19 protein-coding genes are annotated in these 22,476 nt (G+C 64.6%); 13 read left to right on the top strand and 6 right to left on the bottom strand.

Features of this window, described 5'->3' with window-relative positions; genetic code table 11:
- The first annotated feature begins 327 nt into the window (after nucleotides 1-327).
- From RPS27_RS36075 to RPS27_RS36040, 8 genes are all read left to right on the top strand, one after another.
- Nucleotides 328-1,707 (top strand): MFS transporter, encoded by a 1,380-nt coding sequence (locus RPS27_RS36075; protein ID WP_212065358.1) that lies wholly within the window; start codon nucleotides 328-330, stop codon nucleotides 1,705-1,707.
- 122 nt (nucleotides 1,708-1,829) lie between these two features.
- Nucleotides 1,830-2,258, top strand: a complete 429-nt coding sequence (locus RPS27_RS36070; protein ID WP_212065357.1) for a globin family protein — start codon at nucleotides 1,830-1,832, stop codon at nucleotides 2,256-2,258.
- A 10-nt stretch (nucleotides 2,259-2,268) separates the two neighbouring features.
- Entirely contained in the window at nucleotides 2,269-3,486 is a 1,218-nt protein-coding gene (locus RPS27_RS36065) for an FAD-dependent oxidoreductase (RefSeq protein WP_212065356.1), read from the top strand.
- Between the two features lies 1 nt (nucleotide 3,487).
- Nucleotides 3,488-6,199, top strand: a complete 2,712-nt coding sequence (locus RPS27_RS36060; RefSeq protein ID WP_212065355.1) for a nitrate reductase — start codon at nucleotides 3,488-3,490, stop codon at nucleotides 6,197-6,199.
- Between the two features lie 289 nt (nucleotides 6,200-6,488).
- Nucleotides 6,489-7,385: an SMP-30/gluconolactonase/LRE family protein gene (locus RPS27_RS36055; RefSeq protein ID WP_211418304.1), complete on the top strand. Its 897-nt coding sequence runs from the start codon at nucleotides 6,489-6,491 to the stop codon at nucleotides 7,383-7,385.
- An 8-nt stretch (nucleotides 7,386-7,393) separates the two neighbouring features.
- A complete protein-coding gene (locus RPS27_RS36050) occupies nucleotides 7,394-8,233 on the top strand; it encodes an aldo/keto reductase (protein ID WP_212065354.1) in 840 nt (279 codons plus the stop codon).
- Nucleotides 8,234-8,421: 188 nt separating this feature from the next.
- Nucleotides 8,422-9,363 (top strand): DMT family transporter, encoded by a 942-nt coding sequence (locus tag RPS27_RS36045; RefSeq protein ID WP_212065696.1) that lies wholly within the window; start codon nucleotides 8,422-8,424, stop codon nucleotides 9,361-9,363.
- Nucleotides 9,364-9,423: 60 nt separating this feature from the next.
- A complete protein-coding gene (locus RPS27_RS36040; RefSeq protein WP_194406925.1) occupies nucleotides 9,424-10,503 on the top strand; it encodes a zinc-binding dehydrogenase in 1,080 nt (359 codons plus the stop codon).
- A 4-nt stretch (nucleotides 10,504-10,507) separates the two neighbouring features.
- Here the strand turns inward: RPS27_RS36040 and RPS27_RS36035 are convergent, their stop codons facing one another.
- A complete protein-coding gene (locus RPS27_RS36035) occupies nucleotides 10,508-10,969 on the bottom strand; it encodes an Lrp/AsnC family transcriptional regulator (RefSeq protein ID WP_097659511.1) in 462 nt (153 codons plus the stop codon).
- A gap of 134 nt (nucleotides 10,970-11,103) precedes the next feature.
- Here RPS27_RS36035 and RPS27_RS36030 point away from each other — a divergent pair, with 134 nt between their 5' ends.
- The gene (locus RPS27_RS36030) at nucleotides 11,104-13,467 is read left to right on the top strand and encodes a transketolase (protein ID WP_212065353.1); all 2,364 of its coding nucleotides are present in this window, start codon (nucleotides 11,104-11,106) and stop codon (nucleotides 13,465-13,467) included.
- Nucleotides 13,468-13,805: 338 nt separating this feature from the next.
- Nucleotides 13,806-15,236: an aldehyde dehydrogenase family protein gene (locus tag RPS27_RS36025; protein ID WP_194406927.1), complete on the top strand. Its 1,431-nt coding sequence runs from the start codon at nucleotides 13,806-13,808 to the stop codon at nucleotides 15,234-15,236.
- Nucleotides 15,237-15,446: 210 nt separating this feature from the next.
- Here the strand turns inward: RPS27_RS36025 and RPS27_RS36020 are convergent, their stop codons facing one another.
- The gene (locus RPS27_RS36020) at nucleotides 15,447-16,427 is read right to left on the bottom strand and encodes an SMP-30/gluconolactonase/LRE family protein (protein ID WP_212065352.1); all 981 of its coding nucleotides are present in this window, start codon (nucleotides 16,425-16,427) and stop codon (nucleotides 15,447-15,449) included.
- Between the two features lie 90 nt (nucleotides 16,428-16,517).
- Here RPS27_RS36020 and RPS27_RS36015 point away from each other — a divergent pair, with 90 nt between their 5' ends.
- Entirely contained in the window at nucleotides 16,518-17,342 is an 825-nt protein-coding gene (locus tag RPS27_RS36015; protein WP_212065351.1) for an NAD(P)-dependent oxidoreductase, read from the top strand.
- A gap of 70 nt (nucleotides 17,343-17,412) precedes the next feature.
- Here RPS27_RS36015 and mddA read toward each other — a convergent pair whose 3' ends face one another.
- The 3 genes from mddA to RPS27_RS36000 all read right to left on the bottom strand — a co-directional run bounded on the left by mddA (nucleotide 17,413) and on the right by RPS27_RS36000 (nucleotide 19,104).
- Nucleotides 17,413-18,186 (bottom strand): methanethiol S-methyltransferase, encoded by a 774-nt coding sequence (gene mddA, locus RPS27_RS36010; RefSeq protein ID WP_211417834.1) that lies wholly within the window; start codon nucleotides 18,184-18,186, stop codon nucleotides 17,413-17,415.
- Between the two features lie 66 nt (nucleotides 18,187-18,252).
- On the bottom strand, nucleotides 18,253-18,504 hold the full coding sequence (locus tag RPS27_RS36005; RefSeq protein ID WP_313755006.1) for a hypothetical protein: 252 nt from the start codon (nucleotides 18,502-18,504) through the stop codon (nucleotides 18,253-18,255).
- Nucleotides 18,505-18,798: 294 nt separating this feature from the next.
- Complete coding sequence (locus RPS27_RS36000; RefSeq protein WP_194406933.1) at nucleotides 18,799-19,104, bottom strand: nickel-binding protein; 306 nt, start codon at nucleotides 19,102-19,104, stop codon at nucleotides 18,799-18,801.
- Nucleotides 19,105-19,256: 152 nt separating this feature from the next.
- Here RPS27_RS36000 and RPS27_RS35995 point away from each other — a divergent pair, with 152 nt between their 5' ends.
- Both RPS27_RS35995 and RPS27_RS35990 read left to right on the top strand, forming a co-directional pair.
- Nucleotides 19,257-21,050 carry a winged helix-turn-helix domain-containing protein gene (locus tag RPS27_RS35995; RefSeq protein WP_212065348.1) on the top strand — a complete coding sequence of 598 codons (1,794 nt, stop codon included), beginning with the start codon at nucleotides 19,257-19,259 and terminating at the stop codon, nucleotides 21,048-21,050.
- Between the two features lie 91 nt (nucleotides 21,051-21,141).
- Nucleotides 21,142-21,663: a hypothetical protein gene (locus tag RPS27_RS35990; protein WP_249131469.1), complete on the top strand. Its 522-nt coding sequence runs from the start codon at nucleotides 21,142-21,144 to the stop codon at nucleotides 21,661-21,663.
- Nucleotides 21,664-21,702: 39 nt separating this feature from the next.
- Here RPS27_RS35990 and RPS27_RS35985 read toward each other — a convergent pair whose 3' ends face one another.
- Nucleotides 21,703-22,383, bottom strand: coding sequence for a GntR family transcriptional regulator (locus RPS27_RS35985; RefSeq protein ID WP_212065347.1), 681 nt, complete (start codon nucleotides 22,381-22,383; stop codon nucleotides 21,703-21,705).
- Nucleotides 22,384-22,476 lie beyond the last annotated feature (93 nt).

Raw genomic sequence — 22,476 nt, 5'->3', positions numbered from 1 at the left:
ACGCGAACGATGCGTGCGCCCAAATAATCAACATCAAGCTCAATCCTTGTGCGTCGCACAAGGATTGAGCGAATCGCAAATTTAGCGTGCGGAAAGGCCCTGCGAAAAATTCGGGCAACGCGAATAACGTTCTGAATTCCCTGTATTTCCAGCGTGCGCGCAACTGGCACGGAAATTGAAACGTCTTTGCGCGACGCCAACGACGACGTCCCTCAACATCATCAATCAGCATCGTAACTCGCCACCGGGGTGAAGCCTCGGAGCGTGCCTCCGTGGCCGGAGGCTGAGCCTGCAACGACGCAGCGGTGAGCCTGGAAGGGATACTCAATGACGAAGAATCCGACTTGGATTTCAGACTGGCGCCCCGAAGATGAGGCGTTCTGGAATGCGACTGGCAAGACTATCGCGCGACGCAACCTGATCTGGTCGATCGTGGCCGAGCATATCGGCTTCTCGGTCTGGCTGATCTGGAGCATCGTCACCACCAAGCTGCCGCAGGCCGGCTTCCACTACACCACCGACCAGCTGTTCCAGCTTGTCGCGGTGCCGGGCCTGATCGGCGCATTGATGCGCTTTCCCTATACATTCGCAGTGACGACGTTCGGCGGCCGCAACTGGACCATCTTCAGTGCGGCGATCCTGTTCATTCCGACCTTGTCGCTGGCCTATTTCGTGAGCCAGCCCGACACGCCGTTCTGGCTGATGCTGCTGGTTGCCTCGACCGCGGGCCTTGGCGGCGGCAACTTCGCCTCCAGCATGACCAATATCTCCTTCTTCTTCCCCGACCGGATGAAGGGCTGGGCGCTCGGCCTGAACGCGGCTGGCGGAAATATCGGCGTCTCCAGCGTGCAGCTGCTGACCCCGATCCTGATGACGCTCGCCGTCTTCAACCTGTTCCAGGCAACGCCCGTCGACGGCATCTTCCTGCAGAATGCCGGCCTGATGTGGGTGCTGCCGATCGCGATCGCGGTGTTCGGCGCGGTGTTCTTCATGAACAACCTCACCACGGCGAAATCGTCGGTGAAGAACCAGCTTGCCATCGTCAAGCGCAAGCACACCTGGATCATGGCGTATCTCTATATCGGCACGTTCGGATCCTTCATCGGCTACTCCGCCGCGTTTCCGCTGCTGATCAAGACTCAGTTTCCGCAAGTCACGATTGCGATCGCGTTCCTGGGGCCGCTGGTCGGCTCGCTGTCGCGTCCGCTCGGCGGCTGGCTTGCCGACAGGATCGGCGGCTCGATCATCACGTTCTGGAATTTCATCGTGATGGCGGGCGCGACGGTCGGCGTGCTCTACTTCGTCGGGCAGAAGGATTTCATCGGCTTCCTGTCGATGTTCCTGATCCTGTTCGTGACGACGGGCATCGGCAACGGCTCGACCTACCGCATGATCCCCTCGATCTTCCGCGAGGAGAACCTGTTCAAGGTGCGCGGCAAGGGCGATGCGGCGCGCGCGATGGCGCTCAAGACGGCGAGCATCGAGAGCGGCGCAGCAGTCGGTTTCATCGGCGCCATCGGCGCGGTCGGTGGCTATCTGATCCCGACCGGCTTCGGCAAGTCGATCGCCATGACCGGTGGGCCGCAACTCGCGCTCGTGATCTATCTCGCCTTCTACGCCACCTGCCTCGCGTTGACCTGGTGGTTCTACCTGCGTCGCAGCCCGCAGGGCGAAGGCGCCTCAGGCCTCGCCCAAGCCAGGGTCTGATACTTGGTACGAATCTCGCTTCTCCCCGTACGCGGGGAGAAGTCCCTCTGATGACGTTTGACCCATGAACTTTTTCCGCAACGGCGCGGACGAAGGCAGACCGAAACAGACAGGAGAACATCATGACGCCAGAACAGATCGCCCTCATCCAGCAGAGCTTCGCCAAGGTCGCGCCGATATCGGAGCAGGCCGCGGTGCTGTTCTACGATCGTCTTTTCAAGGTGGCGCCGTCGGTGCGCGCGATGTTCCCCGAAGACATGACCGAGCAGCGCAAGAAGCTGATGGGTATGCTCGCGGCCGTCGTCGGCGGCCTGTCGAACCTCGAGACGATTCTTCCCGCGGCCTCCGCGCTGGCCAAGCGCCACGTCGCCTACGGCGCGGTGGCCGAGCACTATCCCGTGGTCGGCGAGACCTTGCTGTGGACCCTGGAGAAGGGTCTTGGCGAAGCCTGGACGCCCGAACTGGCAAAGGCCTGGACCGACGCCTACGGCGTGCTGTCCGGCTACATGATGTCCGAAGCCTACGGCGCACAGCCGCAGGCCGCTGAATAGGAGATGCCTCGTGAGTGAACCGCTGGTCATCGTCGGTAACGGTATGGCGGCCGCGCGTCTGGTCGACGAGCTCGCCAAGACCTCACTCGGCCGCTACGCGGTCGCCGTGATCGGCGAGGAGCCGCGGCTCGCTTACAATCGCGTGCTGCTCTCATCCGTGCTGGCCGGCGAGACCGGCTCGCACGAGATCGAGCTCCGGCCGGCGGACTGGTGGCGCCATCGCGGCGTCACCGTGCGCTACGGCTATCGCGTCAGCGAGATCGACGTCGGCCGCCGCGAGTTGAAGATCGACGGCGAAGAGAGCATGGAATATTCCAAGCTGGTGCTCGCCACCGGCTCGACGCCGCTGCGGCTGAACGTGCCGGGCGCCGATCTCGCCGGCGTGCACACGTTTCGCGATACGCGCGACGTCGACCTTTTGCTGACGCTGGCCGCGGCCAAGAAGCGCGTCGTCGTCGTCGGCGGCGGCCTGCTCGGGCTTGAAGCAGCCTATGGCCTTGCCAAGGCCGGCGCGCCGGTGACGCTGCTGCATCTGATGGACCGGCTGATGGAGCGCCAGCTCGACGGGCCGGCTGCCGATCTGCTCAAGACGCTGGTCGAGCGCAAGGGCATCCGCATCCTGCTCAACGCTTCGACCGCCCGGATTCATGGCGATGGACATGTCGAGGCCGTCGAGCTTGCCGATGGCAGCCGTATCGAGGCCGACGCCGTGATCTTCGCTGCCGGCATCAAGCCGAACGTCGCGCTGGCCAAAGAGGCGGGGATCGCCGTCAACCGCGGCGTCGTCGTCAACGACGTGATGCAGACCTCCTCGTCCGACATTTTCGCACTCGGCGAGTGCGCCGAGCATCGCGGCACCTGCTACGGCCTGGTCGAGCCCGCTTATGAGCAGGCGCGGGTGCTGGCGCGGCACCTGGCCGACCGGCCCGCCGCCTATCAGGCCAGCGTGGTCTCGACCAATCTGAAGGTGTCCGGAGTCAGCGTGTTCTCCGCCGGCGACTTCATGGGTGGGGAGGGCAGCGAGAGCCTCGTGCTGACCGACCGCAGGCGTGGCACCTACAAGAAGCTCGTGATCGCGGACGGCCGGCTCACCGGTGCGGTGCTGATCGGCGATACCGTCGATGCGCTCTGGTATCTCGAGCTGATCCGCAATCGCGACAAGGTCGCGGCGATCCGCACCGACATGATGTTCGGCCGCGCGCTCGCGCTTCCTTCGAAAGCGGCTTGATATGACGGCGATCGATCCCACGCTCCGCGCCACCAAGACGACCTGTCCCTATTGCGGCGTCGGTTGCGGCGTGCTGGCGACGCCCGACGGCAGGGGCGGGGCGGCAATCGCCGGCGATCCCGATCATCCTGCCAATTTCGGCCGGCTCTGCTCCAAGGGCTCCGCGCTCGGCGAGACCGTCGGGCTGGAAGGCCGTCTGCTCTATCCGATGATCCGCTGCAAGGGCCTATTGGAACGCGTCGCCTGGAGCGATGCGCTCGATCATGTCGCCCATCGCATGCAGCACATCGTGGCCCGCGACGGCGCCGACGCGGTCGCGTTCTATCTCTCCGGCCAGCTGCTGACCGAGGACTATTACGTCGCCAACAAGCTGATGAAGGGTTTTGTCGGCACGGCGAATGTCGACACCAATTCGCGGCTCTGCATGTCGTCGTCGGTTGCCGGCCATCGCCGCGCCTTCGGCGCTGACACCGTGCCCGGCTGCTACGAGGATCTCGACCAGGCCGATCTGCTCGTCTTCGTCGGCTCGAACGCGGCCTGGTGTCACCCGGTGCTGTTCCAGCGCATGCTGAAGAACCGCGGGGAGCGCGGCGCGCGCATGATCGTGATCGACCCGCGCCGCACCGACACGGCTGATGACGTCGATCTGTTCCTGGGGCTCAAGCCCGGCACCGACACCGCGCTGTTCTCCGGCCTGTTCGTCCATCTCGCCGACAATGGCGCGCTCGATCAAGACTATATCGCGCAGAACACGTGCGGTTTTGACGACGCACTGGCGCGCGCGCGGAGCATTGCCGGCAGCGTCACCGCGACTGCGCTTGCCACGGGCCTCTCCGAGCAGGACGTCGCGACCTTCTTCAAGATGTTCCGCGACACCGAGAAGGTCGTCACGCTCTATTCGCAGGGCGTCAACCAGTCGGCGCAGGGCACCGACAAGGTCAACGCGATTCTGAACTGCCACCTCGCCACCGGACGCATCGGCAAGCCGGGCGCCTCGCCGTTCTCGCTCACCGGCCAGCCCAATGCGATGGGCGGCCGCGAGGTCGGCGGCCTCGCCAATATGCTGGCCGCTCATATGGGCTTCACGCCGCCCGACATCGACCGCGTCAGGCGGTTCTGGAAGGCACCCCGCATCGCCACCCATGAGGGGCTGAAGGCGGTGCAATTGTTCGAGGCCATCAATCGCGGCGAGGTCAAGGCGCTCTGGGTGATGGGCACCAATCCCGCGGTGTCGCTGCCGGATGCGGACTTCGTGCGCGAGGCGTTGAAGAAGCTCGAGCTGTTCGTGGTCTCCGAGAACGTGCTGTCCAACGACACGGTCGAGGCCGGTCCGCATGTGCTGCTGCCGGCGCTGGCCTGGGGCGAGAAGTCGGGCACGGTGACCAACTCCGAACGCCGCATCTCGCGACAGCGCTCGTTCCTGCCGGCGCCGGGCGAGGCGCGCCCCGACTGGTGGATCCTGAGCGAGACCGCAAAGCGTCTCGGCTTCGGCGACAGTTTCAACTACAAATCCGCCGCCGATATTTTCCGCGAGCATGCCGCGCTCTCGGCGTTCGAGAACGAGGGCGGCCGCGATTTCGACATTGGCGCGCTGACCTCACTCTCCGACGAAGCCTTCGACGCGTTGAAGCCGGTGCAGTGGCCGGTGCGCGAAGGCGGGGCGCCCGGCGAACGCTTCTTCGCGAGCGGTGGCTTCTTCACCAATGACGGCAAGGGTCGCTTCGTCGCGCCGGAAGTGCCGGCGCTGCGCAGCGAGACCGGACCATCGCGTCCGCTGCGACTGAACACCGGACGCATCCGCGACCAGTGGCACACCATGACGCGCACGGGCCTCAGCCAGCGGCTCGGTGCGCATCTGCCCGAGCCGTTCGTCGAGATCCATCCCGATGACGCCAGCAAATATGGCATCGTCCATGACGGCTACGCCCGCATCACCACCGACTATGGCCAATGTATCCTGAAAGCGGTTGTGAGCGATCGCCAGCAGCGCGGCGCTCTGTTCGTGCCGATCCACTGGAGCGCGATGAATGCCTCGCACGGCCGCGTCGGGGCGCTGGTGCAGTCGTTCACCGATCCGTTCTCGGGGCAGCCGGAATCGAAGGCGACGCCGGCCGCGATCGCGCCCTATGAATACGTCTTCCGCGGTTTTGCGCTGTCGCGACAGCAGCTCGATCTGCCGCCGAACCTGATGTGGACACGTGTCACGGTTGCCGGCGGTTTCGGCTATCTGTTCGCCGACAATGCGGACCTGTCGCGCTGGCCGGCCTGGCTCGACGGCGTCGCCGGCGAGGATGTCGCCGAATATCGCGATTTCGGCGGCGGTATCTATCGTGCGGCCTCTTTCACCGGCGATCGGATCGAGGCTTGTCTGTTCGTCGGTCCCGGGCATGACGCCGGTGACTGGGAGGTGGTCAGAACCGCCTTTGCGGCCGATCACGTCACCGACGAGCAGCGCCGTATGTTGCTGTCGGGCAAGTCGACGGAGGGGGCAGCCTCGACCGGACCGATCGTCTGCGCCTGCTTCGGCGTCGGCCGCGGCACCATCTGCGACACCATCGCCGCTGGCGCGCGCACGGCGGCCGAGATCGGTGCGAAGCTCAAGGCCGGCACCAATTGCGGCTCCTGCATCCCCGAGTTGAAGCGCCTGATCGCGACGACGGACGTGCCAGCGAAAGAGGCCAAGCTCGCGCGGGCCGTGGGGTCGGTTTCCTAGGGCGGTTTAGCGCAGCGTAACCCACCGCTCTTCCTCTGCCGAAATGACGGTCTCGTGCCCCGGACGCAGCGCAGCGTCCCCTTGACGGTGCGCTGCAGAGCCGGGGCCCATGTTGCCTCGAGTGCTGGGCTTTTCCGGGTCCCGGCTCTGCGCCGCAACGCTGACGCGTTGCAGCGCGTCCGGGACAGGAGAGTGAGCGGCGATTCCGCCGCGCCTTCGCCCCATTCGACGCGCGCTCGATTGTGCCTTATGGTGCCGCGCGCTCCCCTCAACAATCACAACAACAATGATGTACCTGGAAACGCCGCCGCGTCTGATCGAGACGAAACTCTTCTCCGCCATGCCCGAACAATTCCGCCGCAAGGGCGTGCGGACCGATTGGGCTGACGCCAACCGGCCGGGCATTGCCACGGACAGCTTCATCGAAGGGCCATCCTTCGATAAGGACGGCAACCTTTACGTCGTCGACATTCCCTTCGGCCGCATCTTCCGTATCGCGCCTGACGGCGAATGGTCGCAAATCGCTGAATATGAGGGATGGCCGAACGGGCTGAAGATCGCGGCCGACGGCCGCGTCCTGGTGGCCGACTACATGCACGGCATCATGGAGCTCGACGTCAAAGCCGGCCGCATGACGCCGGTCCTGACCGCGCGCAACTCGGAATCCTTTCGCGGCTGCAACGATCTGCATCTCGCCTCCAACGGGGACATCTATTTCACCGATCAGGGCCAGACCGGATTGCATGATCCAAGCGGCCGGGTCTATCGGTTGGCGTCGAACGGCCGGCTCGATTGCCTGATCAACACCGGCATCAGCCCGAACGGCCTGGTTCTCGACGCAACCGAAACCGTGCTGTTCGTCGCGATGACGCGCGACAATGCGGTGTGGCGGTTGCCGTTCATGAAGGATGGCAGCGTGTCCAAGGTCGGCCGCTTCTGCTCGCTGTTCGGCACCAGCGGTCCCGATGGGCTGACCATGGACGCCAAGGGCCGCCTGTTCGTCGGCCATGCCTCGCTCGGCCACGTCTTCGTGTTCGCGCCGAACGGTGAACTGATCGCGCGGATCAAGTCATGCGCGGGGCCGAACTGCACCAACGTCGCGATCGGTGGCGCCGGCAAAGATCGTCTCTATATCACGGAGTCGTCGACCGGCAGCGTGCTGGTGGCGGATATCAGTGGACTGTGAGCTCTGACATGAACACCAAGTCCTTCGGCAAAACCGGCGCCGATGTTTCCGTGATCGGGCAGGGCACCTGGTATCTCGACCACGGCGACCGCAACCGCGCGATTGCAGCGCTTCAGCGCGGGCTCGATCTCGGCATGACGCATATCGACACCGCCGAGATGTATGGCGATGCGGAGCTCGTCATTGCCGATGCCATCGCGGGACGTCGCGATGAGGTGTTCCTGGTCTCCAAGGTGTTGCCGAGCAACGCCTCGCGCCGCGGAACCGTCACGGCTTGCGAGCGCTCGCTGAAGCGGCTGAAGACCGACCGTCTCGATTGCTATCTGCTGCATTGGCGCGGTTCCTATCCGCTCGAGGATACCGTCGCCGCGTTCGAGGAACTGGTGAAGGCTGGCAAGATCGGGTCTTGGGGCGTTTCCAATTTCGACGCCGACGATCTCGACGAGATTCTCGCCGTCGCCGGCAAGGGGCGCATCGCCTGCAATCAGGTGCTCTATCATTTGAAGGAGCGCGCGATCGAGCACGCGGTGATCCCGTGGTGCGAGCAGCATGGCGTCGCGGTGGTCGCCTATTCGCCGCTCGGGCACGACGACTTCCCGGACGCGCGCAGCAAGGGCGGTGCGGTGCTGGCGAAGATTGCGGAAGCGCGTCGCGCGACGCCGCGTCAGGTCGCGCTGAGCTTCCTGACCCGTGCAACTACGGTGTTCGCGATTCCGAAGGCCTCGTCCGCGGAACATGCCGCCGAGAATGCGGCGGCCGGCGACCTCGTGCTGACGAAAGACGAGATTGCGGCGCTCGATGCGGCGTTTCCGCGCGGCCCGAAGCCACGCAGCCTGCCCATGCTGTAACGCACAAACGCCCATTGTTAACGGAGCATTGACGCGCGCGGCGGCTCGCGCATATCGGCATCCTGTTTTCGGAAGTTGTGAACTCGGCGCATTTGTCGTTTTTTACAACCGCTCTCGATTCGCATTTTGCCCGGGTTCCAGCCGTGACACCGCCGCCCGCCGTAGCCGCAAGGCTCGACAGTATTCCCATGCCCGCCCCGGAGAAGAAGCAGGAGGCTCGCCGTGCGCCCGCGCGCGTCGATCATCCCTTCAAGGGCATTGCGCTGGTGCTGCTGTCGACGGTGTTTCTCGGCACCTCCGACGTCACCGCGAAATACCTCTCGACCAGCCTGCCGTCGATCGAGATCACCTGGATCCGCTTCGTCACCTTCGCGCTGATGTTTACGCCGGGGATGCTGCCGGGCTCGCCGCTCCACGCGATGCGCACCGATCGCCTCGGCCTGCAATTGATGCGCGGCGCCGCGCTGCTCGGCTCGTCGCTGTTCTTCATCACGGGCTTGCGCTTCTTGCCCATTGCCGAAGCCTCCGCCACCGGTTTCGTCTCGCCGCTTTTCGTCACTGCGCTGTCGATCATCTTTCTCAGCGAGAAGGTCGGCATGCGGCGCTGGATCGCCACTGCGATCGGCCTGACCGGCGTGCTGATCATCCTGCGCCCGGGCACGAGCGCGTTTCACGCCGCCGCGTTCTTCCCGATCATCTCGGCATTCTGCTGGGCTGCCGCGCTGATCCTGACGCGCATGATGAGCGGCCGCGAAGCCGTGCTCACCACCATGGCCTATTCCGCGCTGACCGGCGTTGCGATCCTGTCCGTGATGGTGCCGTTCGTCTGGGTCACGCCGAGTTGGACCGCGATCGGTCTCGGCATCGTGATCGGCGTTGCCTCCACCGTCGGCCAGTGGATCATCGTGCTGGCCTATCGCTACGGCGATGCCTCGGTGCTGGCGCCGTTCTCCTACACACAACTGCTCTGGGTCAGTATTCTGGGCTTCTTCATCTTCGGTGAGGTGCCTGACGTCTGGACCGTCGTCGGCGCCGCCTTCATCGTCGCCAGCGGCCTCTACATCGCGCATCGCGAGCGGGTCCGACGGGCCCAGCTGCTGGTGCTCGAAGAGCGTTCCCCGAATCCCTGACGCAAGTCGCCCCGCCTGCTTCGTGCTATCAATGCCTCCAACGAAAAGGGGAGGAGCCGGATGCGCGCTGCGATTTTCAGGAACGGTGAGATTGTCGTCGGCGAGATGGCCGAACCCAAGCCCGGGCCCGGCCAGGTGCTGGTCAAGACGCTCGCCTGCGGCATCTGCGGCTCCGACCTGCACGCGCGCCAGCACGCCCATCGCATGGTGGAGATGGCGCGGAAGACCGGGCGCAAGCCGATGGACCTCACCCGCGACGTCGTGTTCGGCCACGAATTCTGCTGCGAGATCGTCGACCATGGTCCCGGCACCGCGCGCAAGCTCAAACCGGGCACCCGCGTCTGCTCGCTGCCGGCGCTGGTGACGCCCGGTGGTATCGAAGGCATCGGCTATTCCAACGACAATATCGGCGGCTATGCCGAGGCGATGCTGCTGAGCGAAGCGCTGCTGCTCGAGGTGCCGAACGGTCTGGCGCCGGAACACGCGGCGCTGACCGAGCCGCTCGCGGTCGGGGTCCATGCCGTGGCGAAAGCCAATATCCGCGGCGGCGAGGTGCCGCTCGTGATCGGCTGCGGCCCGGTCGGGCTTGCGGTGATCGCCGCGCTGAAGCTGAGGGGACTGCATCCAATCGTTGCGGCCGACTATTCACCGGCACGGCGCGCGCTGGCAGCCAAGCTCGGCGCCGACATCGTCGTCGATCCCAGCGTGTCGCAGCCCTATGCGACCTGGGCCGAGCACGCCCAGATGTCGGAAGCCGAGAAGGCGGCGCGGCCGCCGTTCCAGGCCATGCTGCCGGCGCTGAAGCCTGCGATCATCTTCGAATGCGTCGGCGTGCCCGGCCTGCTGCAGCAGGTGTTCGAGGGCGCGCCGCGCGACGCGCGTATCGTCGTTGTCGGGGTCTGCATGGAGAGCGACAGAAACGAGCCGATGCTCGGCATCATGAAGGAGCTCAACGTCCAATACGTGCTCGGCTACACGCCGGAGGAATTCGCCGCATCGCTGCGCCTGATCGCGGAAGGGCAGGTGGACGCGGCTGCGATGGTGACGGCGGAGGTGGGCCTGGACGGCGTCGCCAGGGCCTTCGCGGATCTCGCCAATCCCGAGGCGCACACCAAGATCATCGTGCAGCCGTGGCGGTGAGGGGCTACACCGGCAGCGCGATCGAATACTTCACCTGGCTGAGCGCGAAGCTCGATTCGATCGAGGCGATGCCGTCGAGCCTGGTGAGCTTGGTCTTCAGGAACGTCTCGTAGGAGGCGAGGTCGGCCGCGACGACGCGCAAGAGATAGTCGCGGTTGCCGGTCATCAGATAGCATTCCAGCACCTCGTCCCATTTCGAGATCGCGCGGGCGAAGCGGTTGAGATCCTCTTCCTTCTGCCGCGCCAGCTTGATCGAGATGAAGACGCTGACATGCAGGCCGAGCGCCTTCTGGTCCACCGTCGCGACATAGCGCGAGATGACGCCGCGCTCCTCCAGCAGCTTGACCCGGCGATGGCAGGGCGAGACCGATAGCCCGACCTTGTCGGCGAGCTCCTGCATGGTCAGCCGGCTGTCAGCCTGGAGATGGCTGAGGATCTTGCGGTCGATGGCGTCGAGCTCGGGCATTGGGATGAAACCTGTCATTTGGGCATTCGGTTGGTAAAATATCCCAATATCGTCAGGTATGGCGCGAAAAATTGAGAAGTTTGGCCCCGCTCGCGGGCGTATCATCGCGCCACCTGTTTTCCGGGAGCATTGCCATGCCCGTTGATTCCGCCCGTCTGGACACATTGACAGCGCTGGCCCGCAAGGCGCTCTGGCTGTCGTCCTGGACCATCCACCACGCCAACCACATCCGTCCCAGCGCGGACGGACTCAAGGTCGGCGGACATCAGGCCTCCTCAGCCTCGCTCGCCACCATCATGTCGGCGCTATATTTCCATGTGCTGCGCCCTGAGGACCGCGTCGCGGTGAAGCCGCATGCGAGCCCGGTGTTCCATGCCATCCAATATCTGTTCGGCCGGCAGAGCCGCGAGAAGCTGGAGAACTTTCGCGGCTTCAAGGGCGCGCAGTCCTATCCCTCGCGCACCAAAGATGTCGATGACGTCGATTTCTCCACCGGCTCGGTCGGCCTCGGCGTCGCCCAGACGCTGTTCGCCTCGCTGGTTCAGGACTACGTGAAGGCGCATGGCTGGATGAAGGATCGCCGCGAAGGGCGGATGATTGCCCTCGTCGGCGACGCCGAGATGGACGAAGGCAACATCTTCGAGGCGCTCGCCGAGGGCTGGAAGCACGGCCTGCGCAACACCTGGTGGGTGGTCGACTATAACCGCCAGTCGCTCGACGCCGTCGTGCGCGAGGGGCTCTGGGAAAAGTTCGAGACCATGTTCCGCAATTTCGGCTGGGACGTCGTCATCGTCAAATACGGCCGTCTGATGCGCGAGGCGTTCGCGGAAGCGGGCGGCGAGGCACTGAAGCGCTGGATCGACAATTGCCCGAACGCGCTCTACGCCGCGCTGTGCTTCCAGGGCGGCGCTGCGTTCCGCAAGCATCTGCACGACGAGATCGGCGATCAGGGCCCGATCACTAGGCTGATCGACAAGCGCAGCGACGACGAACTGCTGGCGCTGATGTCGAACCTCGGCGGCCACGACATGGCGAGCATGCTGGAGGCGTTCGAGTCGATCGACCACGACCGCCCCGTCTGCTTCATCGCCTACACCATCAAGGGCGTCGGCCTGCCGTTCCAGGGCCACAAGGACAACCACGCCGGCCTGATGACGGTCGCGCAGATGGAGAAATATCGCGACAGCCAGAACATCCGGCCCGGCCACGAATGGGACAAATACGAGGGCCTCGCACAATCCGCCGCCGAGCTTGACGCGTTCCTTGCAAGCGTGCCGTTCAACCAGGACGGCCGCCGCCTGACCGCGCCCGTCATCGAGGTCCCCCAGCAACTTGCGTTCAAACCGACGCCGCAGATGTCGACCCAGCAGGGCTTTGGCCTCGTGCTGAACGAGATCGCCCGCGGCGACAGCGAGCTGGCGAGGCGCATCGTCACGACCTCGCCCGACGTCACCGTCTCGACCAATCTCGGTCCCTGGGTGAACCGGCGCGGCCTGTTCGCCAGCGCCGAGAAGGCGGACTTATTCCGCAGCGAGAAAATTCCATCCACCTACAATTGGGACGCTTCGCCAAAAGGCCAGCACCTCGAGCTCGGCATCGCCGAGATGAACCTGTTCATCATGCTCTCGGCGCTCGGCCTATCGCACCAGATCAACGGCGAGCGGCTGCTGCCGGTCGGCACGCTCTATGATCCCTTCATCGAGCGCGGCCTCGATGCGCTGAATTACGCCTGCTATCAGGATGCGCGTTTCATGGTGGCGGCGACGCCGTCGGGCATCACGCTCGCGCCCGAAGGCGGCGCGCACCAGTCGATCGCAACGCCACTGATCGGCATGGCACAGGACGGGCTCGCCTCGTTCGAGCCGGCCTTCGTCGACGAGCTCGCCGTGATCATGGGCTGGGGCTTTGAGCACATGCAGCGCGATCCGGGCGAGGGCGGCTCGCTCTATTTGCGGCTCTCGACGCGCAGCATCGAGCAGGCGCAGCGCATCATGACACCGGAATTGCAGCAGGGCATTACCGACGGCGCGTACTGGCTGCGCAGGCCGGGGCCGAATGCCGAACTCGTGATCGCCTATACCGGCGCGGTCGCGCCCGAAGCGATCGAGGCCACCGGATTCATCGGCGAGAGCCGCCGCGACATTGGCCTGCTTGCAATTACCTCCGCGGATCGCCTTCACGCAGGCTGGACCGCCGCGCGAAAATTGCGGCGGGACCGCCGCGGCGTGCAGCATCTCAGCCATATCGAAAAGTTGCTGGCGCCGTTGCCGCGCGACTGCGGCATCGTGACCGTGATCGATGGCCACCCGTCCGCGCTCGGCTGGCTCGGCAGCGTCCGCGGCCACCGCGTCGAGGCGCTCGGCGTCGAGCAGTTCGGCCAGACCGGCAGCATCGCCGACCTTTATCGGCACTACGGCATCGATGCGAATGCCATCATCGACGCGGCCGAAAGCCTCACCACCGGCGCCCCGGTGCTGCATCGGAAGATGGCGGTGTAGTCGAGGTACCCGGCTGCATGGGCCCCGGCTCAGCAGGCGCATCACTGAAGAAGTGCTGCCATAGCGCGTCAAAGACGCGCGTAACCGCGCTAATGGCGTCCGGGGCACGAGAGTATTTGCACGCGTTCTAATTTCGTGTCCCGGGCGCACTGCGGCGCGAAGTGCCGCGGTGCTGAACCGGGACCCATGGCCGCGCTTGCCTCGGTTCAAACCAAGTCCCATATTCCGCCCGTCCGCCGCAACGCTGGCCCCGCATATGGCGGGTTCAATTGCTGGCGCTTTCGTGCAAGGATGCCTGCCGAAACGCCCCCACCATGCCCCCCAAGAAGAGGTTAACGATGGTCAATCGCATGCAATTCTACATCGACGGCGCCTGGGTCGATCCCGCCGTCAAGAAGTCGACCGCCGTGGTCAATCCCGCGACGGAAGAGGCGATGTACGAGGTTGCGCTAGGCTCCAAGGCCGACGTGGACAAGGCGGTTGCCGCCGCCAAGCGCGCCTTCGCGACCTTCTCCCAGACCAGCCGTGACGAGCGCGTCGCGCTGCTTTCGAAAGTCATCGAGGTCTACAAGGGCCGTCTCAAGGAGATCGGCGCCGCCGTCTCCGACGAGATGGGCGCGCCGCTGCCGATGGCGGAGAAGCTGCAGGCCGGCGCCGGCCTCGGCCATCTCATGACCACGCTCGACGTGCTCAAGAACTATCATTTCGAGGAGCCGGTCGGCACCGCCATGGTGCTGCGCGAGCCGATCGGTGTGGTCGGCATGATCACGCCCTGGAACTGGCCGCTGAACCAGATCGCCTGCAAGGTCGCGCCCGCGCTTGCCGCCGGCTGCACCATGATCCTGAAGCCATCCGAGTTCACGCCAACCTCGGCGCTGATCTTCGCGGAAATCCTCCATGAAGCCGGCGTGCCCAAGGGCGTGTTCAACCTCGTCAACGGCCTCGGCCCCGAGGTCGGCGCCGCCATGAGCGAGCACCCCGACATCGACATGATCTCCTTCACCGGCTCGACCCGCGCCGGAATCGATGTGGCGAAGCGCGCTGCTCCCACCGTGAAGCGCGTCAGCCAGGAGCTCGGCGGCAAGTCGCCGAACGTCATCCTCGAAGGTGCCGACCTCACCAAGGCGGTGACCGGCGGCGTGATGCACATGTTCAACAATTCCGGCCAGTCCTGCAACGCGCCCTCGCGCATGATCGTGCCGGCCGCGAAGATGAAGGAAGTCGCTGCGATCGCGAAGGCCGTCGCCGACAAGACCAAGGCCGGTGATCCCCGCGCCGAAGGCACCACCATCGGCCCCGTCGTCAACCGCGGCCAGTGGGACAAGATCCAGGGCCTGATCAAGAAGGGCATCGACGAGGGCGCAACGCTCGTCGCCGGTGGTCCGGGCCTGCCCGAAGGCGTCAACAAGGGCTTCTATGTCCGCCCGACCATCTTCGCGGACGTCACGCCCGACATGACGATCGCCCGCGAAGAGATCTTCGGACCGGTGCTGACCATCATCGGCGCCAAGGACGAAGCCGAGGCGGTGCAGATCGCCAACGACACGCCCTATGGCCTCGCTGGCTACGTCACGGGTGCGACGGTCGAGGACGCCAAGCGCGTCGGCCGGCAGATCCGCGCCGGCAACGTCAACCTGCAGGGCGTGCCCAACGACCGCACCGCGCCGTTCGGCGGCTACAAGCAGTCCGGCAACGGCCGCGAGTGGGGCAAGTACGGCCTCGAGGACTTCCTCGAAGTGAAGGCGGTTGCCGGCTTCAACGCGGCGTAAGCGCACGCGACTGACGGACATGACGCCGGAGCGGGCAACCGCTCCGGCGTTTTTTGTTGACCTCTCTCTCGTCATTCCGGGGCGTCGCGTAGCGACGAGCCCGGAATCCATTTGTCCGCAGCCTCTGCTGCACAACGGATTCTCAGGTGCGCAATTGCGCACCATGGTTCGCGCCGAAGACGGCGCGTCCCACGGTGGAGAGAACGAGACTTATCCCCCCAACGCTCCCTGCGTGTTCACATACAGCGCGTAGATCGACTGGCTCGCCGCCATGAACAGGCGGTTGCGCTTGACGCCGCCGAAGCAGAGATTGGCGCAGCGCTCGGGTAGCGCGATGCGGCCGATCATGACGCCGTCGGGCGCGAATACCACGACGCCGTCGAGCTCGGGATCGCCCATGCCCCAGCCGCACCAGAGATTGCCGTCGATGTCGCAGCGCATGCCGTCGGGCGTGCCCGGGCCCGCGTCGATATGGACGCGCTTGTTGGAGATCGTCGTGCCGTCAGCCGAGACGTCGTAAGCGAGGATCTTGCGGTTGGGCACACCGCGGGATTCCACGACGTACAGGATCTTCTCGTCCGGCGAGAAGCACAGCCCGTTCGGCCCGAGCACGCCCTCGGCGACGATGGTTGCCTTGTTCGTCGCGGGATCGAACCGGTAGACATTCGGCTCGATCTCCGGCTCGGCCTTGTAGCCCTCGTAATTGCCGAGCAGGCCGAAGGTCGGATCGGTGAACCAGATCGAGCCGTCCGATTTAACAACGACATCGTTCGGCGAGTTCAACCGCTTGCCGTTGAATTGATCCATCAGCACGGTGATGCTGCCGTCATATTCGGTGCGCACCACGCGCCGACCGCCATGCTCGCAGGTGACGAGCCGGCCCTGCCGGTCGCGCGTGTTGCCGTTGGCGAAATTGGAGGGTTTGCGGAACACGCTGACCGCGCCGGTCTCCTCCTCCCATTTGATGATGCGCTGGTTCGGAATGTCGCTGCAGAGCAGATAGCGCCCGTCGCCGAACCACACGGGACCCTCGGCCCAGCGCAGGCCGGTCGCGAGCCGCTCCACCGCCGACAGCTTCAGCCAGTATTTTTCGAAGCGGGGATCCAATGCCCTGATCGCGGGGTCGGGGTAATAGGTCGCTGGCCGCCAGCCTTGGCCGAAATCCGGGGAGTGGGACGATGCCTCATTCATGTCGGTTCTCTCGTTTCGTTCCCTCTGGACAATTCTGCTATCATTAGAGACACGTGACCGCAAATTGGTCACTAACGGCGAGGGACGACAATGCCGCGTATCTTGATGACGGGAGCTTCGGGCGGAATCGGCACGAGCCTGCGAAAACTGCTGCCGCCGATCTATCCGGATCTCCTGCTCTCCGACATCAAGCCGCCGGCCGATCTCGGCGCGAATGAAAAATTCAAGGCGGCGGACCTCGCCGACCTCGCGCAATGCGAGGCGATCTGCGAGGGCGTCGACGGCATCATCCATTTCGGCGGCTATTCGGTCGAAGGCACCTGGGATCAGATCCTCCAGGCCAACATCATCGGTGGCTACAACCTGTTCGAGGCCGCCTACCGCAAGGGCGTCAAGCGCGTGGTGTTCGCCTCGTCGAACCACGCCGTCGGTTTCTATCCGCGCCACCACAAGATCGGCACCGACGTGACCCCGCGCCCCGACGGGCGCTACGGCGTCAGCAAGGTGTTCGGCGAGGCCGTCGGTGCGCTCTACGCCGACAAGCATGGGCTGAAGGTGACGTGCCTGCGCATCGGCAATTTCGGCGACATGCCGCTCGACCAGCGCCGGCTCTCGATCTGGCTCAAGCCAGACGACCTCGTGCAGCTCTGCCGCATCGGGCTCGAGCATCCCGACATCCATTTCGAAGTGTTCTACGGCGCCTCCCTCAACGAGCGCGCCTGGTGGGACAACCACCGCGCCTACGAGTTCGGCTACCGCCCCACGGGCCGTGCCGAAGATTTCCGCGAGCACGCCATGGCCGAGCAAGCCAAGCTGAAGCCGGATCCGGTCGGCGATTATTTCCAGGGCGGCACGTTCTGCAGCATGGAGTTCGACGCTGATCCGAGCCGGATCATTGATTGGACCAAGCGGTAGGGAGCGCGCTCGACATGGTGAGAGCGGCCAAAGCTCTGCCTGGCCGCTCTCACCGGACGTTCGCGCGGGATCAGAACAGGCCGGGGATCAACATCGCCACCTTCTGCCTGTAGTGCCGGTACTGATCTCCGAACAGGGTGACCAGGTCGCGCTCCTCCAGCCAGATGCCGACGAAGATGTAGGCCGTCGTCACCGTCGCGAACAGCATGTGCCCAAGGGTCATGGTGGGCGTCGACCAGAACGCGATGATGAAGCCGAGATAGATCGGATGCCGGATCAGGCGGTAGAGGCCCGGGGTCCTGAATTTCATCGGCTCGGCAAGCCGGCCTGCAAAGTGGCTGACGACTTGCGTTAGCCCGAACAATTCGAAATGGCTGATCAGGAATGTGCTGTACAGCACGATCAGCCAGCCGGCGAAGCTGCCAGCGACCGCGGCGTAAGCTGCCATCGGCGTCTCGATCTCCCAGACGATGGCCGTGATCGGCCGCCATTGCCAGAACAGCAGGACCAGGCTCAGGCTTGCCAGCAGCACATAGGTGCTGCGCTCGAGCGCGGGCGAGGCGAAGGCGGCGAACAGCTTCTTGAAGCCCTGGCGCGCCATGCCGCTGTGCTGAACGGCAAACAGGGACATCAGCGCGAGGTTGATCAAGAGGGCCTGTCCGGTCGAGCCTGTCGCGCCGCTGTTGATCGTCTTGGGCACGACGAGCTGCGCAATGAAGCCGACAGCGTAAAGAAAAGTCCCGAAGAAGATGAGATAAGCGAGCACGCCGTAGCCAAGCACGAAGCTTCGTGCCGCCAGCGAGCTTGTGGTCTGAGCTGGTCCGTTATGCAGAGTGATGGACATGATAAGGTTCCGATCTTGTGGTGGACATTGAATGGCCGAGTTGGGGGCGTGCCACTGTTGCTTTCGTCACATTGCAAGGACTGTCGGGACCATGGGCGCCTTGCATTTGCCGGCGCTTTTCCGGGCGTTTGCGGCACTCGCCGCCTCGGGCCGAAGGTCGTCTGACGTCGTTGCGGTCGAAGCCAGAACCAGCGACATCATGATGGCGCCGATTGTCCCGATCGCCAGCGCGGCGGTTCTCAACTTGAAATTTCCGAGCATGGAAATCTTGAAATCGGAGGTCCTGGCTTCGGCCTCGGGGTGGATGAAGGAATTCATGACTATGTCCTCGAAATGAAATCGTTGTGGGGAATGCAAATGCTCTGCAGTGTGTCTCGAGCCGTGCTGTGGTCGTTGGCTGTGGTGCTGCACCCCTTCGCGAACTGCATTGCGGCCTTCTCGCGGTTCGCCAACATGCTGGCGACAGACCGATTGATGAGCCGGCGAAGCCGCAGCAGGATGGCGGCGAGATGTCGCTGCAGAGGGCTTGGCGCGGGCGGCGCCTGAGACTGAACGGACATTTCCTTATCCTTTCGTGGACTCACGAGACGATGACGGCGCCCGCGCTGATTGCTATTCGGCGGCAGCCGTCTGCGGTGTGGGATCGTCGCGGACGACCACGGTCGTGGCGACCTTGTAGAATTCCTCGCCCGGCATGCCGACGCGCCGCGCATGCTCGCGGATCGACTCCCCGTCGCGCGCTTCGTAGATGCAGAAGGTGCCGATGCGCCCGTCGGCCTCATGGACCACGTAGCTGCGGATCCAACGGACGCGGTCGGACATCTGTTCGTTGCCGATCCGCGCGGACTTCGCGCCGGCGGCTTCCAGTTCGTTCAGGTTCGCCCAGGCGCTCGGGCGGCGAATGACATAGAGTTCCATCAAACATCTCCTCAGGGGTTGTCGCCTGCGGGTCGGGAGCGACCCAGGCCGTGAGGAGCTATAGGCGCGGCTAGCGCTGACCGTCCTTACCGTGGGCTGATCATTGCCTGATCCTTGTCTGAACCTTTTCGACCTTGCCTGGACTTAACGATATGACCCTCAGGTTTGGACCCTTCGAGCTCGATGAAGAGAGCCGTGCGCTCATCCATGCGCAGCGGGAAGTCCCGTTGCAGCCGCGTGTGTTCGATCTGCTGGTCTACCTGACCCGCAACCGCGACCGGGTCGTCACCAAGGCAGAGCTGCTTGATACCCTGTGGCCTGATGTCACCGTCACCGACAATTCCTTGCAACGGGCGGTGAGCATGCTGCGTGGCGTGCTGCGCAAGGGTGGCATGGATGGCGCCGTCCGGAATATGCCGGGCAGGGGTTATCGTTTCTGTATCGAAGGCGTATCGGAGCTGCAGGTCGCCGCTCCCGGGGCAGGGGATGAGCAAGTTCCGGACATGCGGGCGCAAGCGCAGCGTGCCGCTGCCGCGCAAGCCTGGGACGAAGCCGCAGCACTGTTCGAGGCGGCCGATGCCGTTCAACCGCTCGAGGGCGCGGACTTGCATCAATGGGCGCTGGCCCTGCAGTGCACCGGCAAGGCCGATGCAGCCCTTCCGCTCCTAGCTCGCGCAGTTGCCGCCCATACCAGAGCCGGCAACGTTCCGCTGGCTGTCGTCGATGCCGTCACACTCTCCGGCTTGCACTTCGAGCGCGGCCAGGCGGCGATTGCCAAGGGCTGGCTGGCACGGGCGGAGGATTGGGCCTGCGAAGTCGAGGATCCCGCCACGACTGCGCTTATTCTCTGGATGAAGTCGAAGGTCGCGGCGTTCGAAGGCGAGCCCGAACAGGCGCTTTCGCTTGCCGATGTCGCGTACAGCACGGTCCGGCACAAGAACGCTCTTGGCATCGAGGCCCTGAGTCTTGCTTATCGCGGGTTCTACCGGCTGTGTCTGGGCGATACACGCGCAGGACTGGCGGATCAGGACCTCGCCGCTGCGATGGCACTCTCCAGCGGCGATATCGATCCAATCATTGGAGGCATCCTCTACTGCAACATCCTGTGGGCGGCGCGGATGTTCGGAGATTGGGCGAGGGCCGACCAGTGGACGCTGGGCTATCAGAAATATTGCACCGAGAGCGGGATGGAATTAACCGGCTCCTGCCAGCTTCATCGGTCAGAAGTCCTTGGCGTCAGGGGCTCGCTCGGCGAAGCCCTGTCGCGCATTCAAGATTCGCTGGCACGGCTGACCAGTGATGCACCATGGGCGACCGGCGATGCCAATCGCGTGCTCGCTGACATTCAGGCTGCGATCGGGAATGACGACGCCGCGCTCGAGGCCTACGAAAAGGCCTATGCCCTCGGTTGGTGTCCCGAGCCCGGCCGCGCCATGCTCTTGCTGGAACGTGGCGAAGCCGAAGCCGCCTACAGCAGTCTCGAGCGTAGCTTGATCGGAAAATCCTGGTGGACCCTGCAGCGGCGAGGAATATTGTTCGCGCATCTGGCGCTCGCCGCCGCGCACACAGGCCGCCATGAGCAGGCCCGGGAGCTGATCGAAGAGCTTTCCGGAAGTCCGGACCGATGGCCGATGCCGTCGATCCGGGCATTGACGAATGAAGCGCAGTCGGTGCTCGCGCACGCGCGCGATGACTATGAGGCAGCGCTGCGACATCTGCATCTCGCCCGGCAATTGTGGTCGAGCATCGACGGGCGAGTGCAGGCCGTCAGGTTGAGATTGCGGATCGCAAAGCTGCAATTGGCTCATGATGACGTGCGAGGCGCATCGGCGGAGATTCACGCAGCCCAGCTCGCGGCTGGCGAACTCGGTTCGCGGAAGTTCGAGGCTGCGTGTGCGGCTTTGCGACGCGAGGCCGATACGCGAGCGACGGGACGAGCTGCCTAGCGACGGTCCGCGGTCCGCGCCCCGCCTGTTCAGCGTTACGTGATGTTTTCTCCTGTTCAACTGGCCGCCGCCTGCTCTGGCGTCCTGCCTGTTGATATGGATCAACGGTGCTCCAGCCTTCCGGCTTTCGATCTGTGTGACCGTCACCAGCACCCGTTGCGTTACTGGCGGCGCGACGGCAGCAGCGAAAGCCCCGACAATGAAAATCAAATTGTCAGCAGTCGCGATCCTCGCGATGATCCTTTCCGAACCTTCGCAAGCCGGAACGCTCTCCGACGCCGAGGCGACGTTCCTCGACCAGATGGTCATCGCATCCGTGGTGCTCGAGCAGCGATGCGACGGTTACGAGGTGGATGGCAGCGGCAGCGTTCAGCTCGGCGCCCGGCTGCTCGGCAGTCCTGATGCGGCGATGGCCATGATCGACGCCTATGCCGCGGCCATCAAGGCCCGCGATGGCGAGAGCTACGATCCCGCTAAATTCCGTCCCGAGGTGTCCGATGCGGCCAGCAGAACGTTCAGGCATGTTCGGACGGACTTGATCAGGAACCCGAAAAGGGCCTGCGCCGAATATGGCGAGGCGGGCGTGGATCGCGGGCTGTTGAGGCGGTATTGAAGGGGTCTTCGGCGTCATTCTAACCACAGCTCGACCGATCTACGCGCGAACTCCTCCAATCCTCCCCAGATAATCCCTCTTGCTGAACTGCATGTGGTCCACGCACAGCTGCGCCAGCGCCCAGCTGTCGCGGCCCCGCAGGAGCTCGATCATCATCTCGTGCTGACGACGTGATTGTGCGAGGCCGTCGCGATCGGCGAGGTTCTTCGCCCGCATCGGTAGTGTCAGGTTCATGTAGTCCTGCAGCGAGCGCACCAGATAGGGATTGCCGCAGGCGGTGAACAGCGCGAGGTGAAAGGCATCGTTGGCTTCATGGATGCCGCGCAGGTCCTGCGCATCCGCCTTGGCGCAATATTGCCGTTGCAGCGCGGTCAGCTCGTCGATCAGGCCCTGCGGCGCGGGCAGGGGGATCATCAGCGCGGCCTGCCGGGTCAGCATCTCCCGGACCTCGTAGATCTGCCGGACCTCCTCGGCCGAGTAGAACCGCACGGTGGCGCCGACGTTCTTCTCGCGACGGACGATGCCGCGTCGTTCCGCGTCCACCAGCGCCTGGCGCACGAAATGGCGTGAGGTGCCGTAACGCGACATCAGCGCGTCCTCGGTCAGGCGCGCGCCCGGTGCGAGACGGCCGAAGATGATGTCTTCCTCCAGCCGCGCGACGACGTTGTCCGGATCGTCGCGCCGGACGGGCTTGCTGTCTGCGGTATGAATGTCGGACATGCCCTCGGCCTCCGGCTGCGGCCGGTCTGCCCTGTGGAGCAGGGACAAGGCAGATTGTCAATAATCCAAGTCCGTGGCGGTGTCCCAGGCGCG

Origin of the sequence: Bradyrhizobium sp. WYCCWR 12699 (assembly GCF_032144035.1) — a bacterium.
In the GTDB taxonomy this organism is placed as follows: Bacteria; Pseudomonadota; Alphaproteobacteria; order Rhizobiales; family Xanthobacteraceae; genus Bradyrhizobium.
This window is presented reverse-complemented; position numbering and strand designations above follow the sequence as displayed.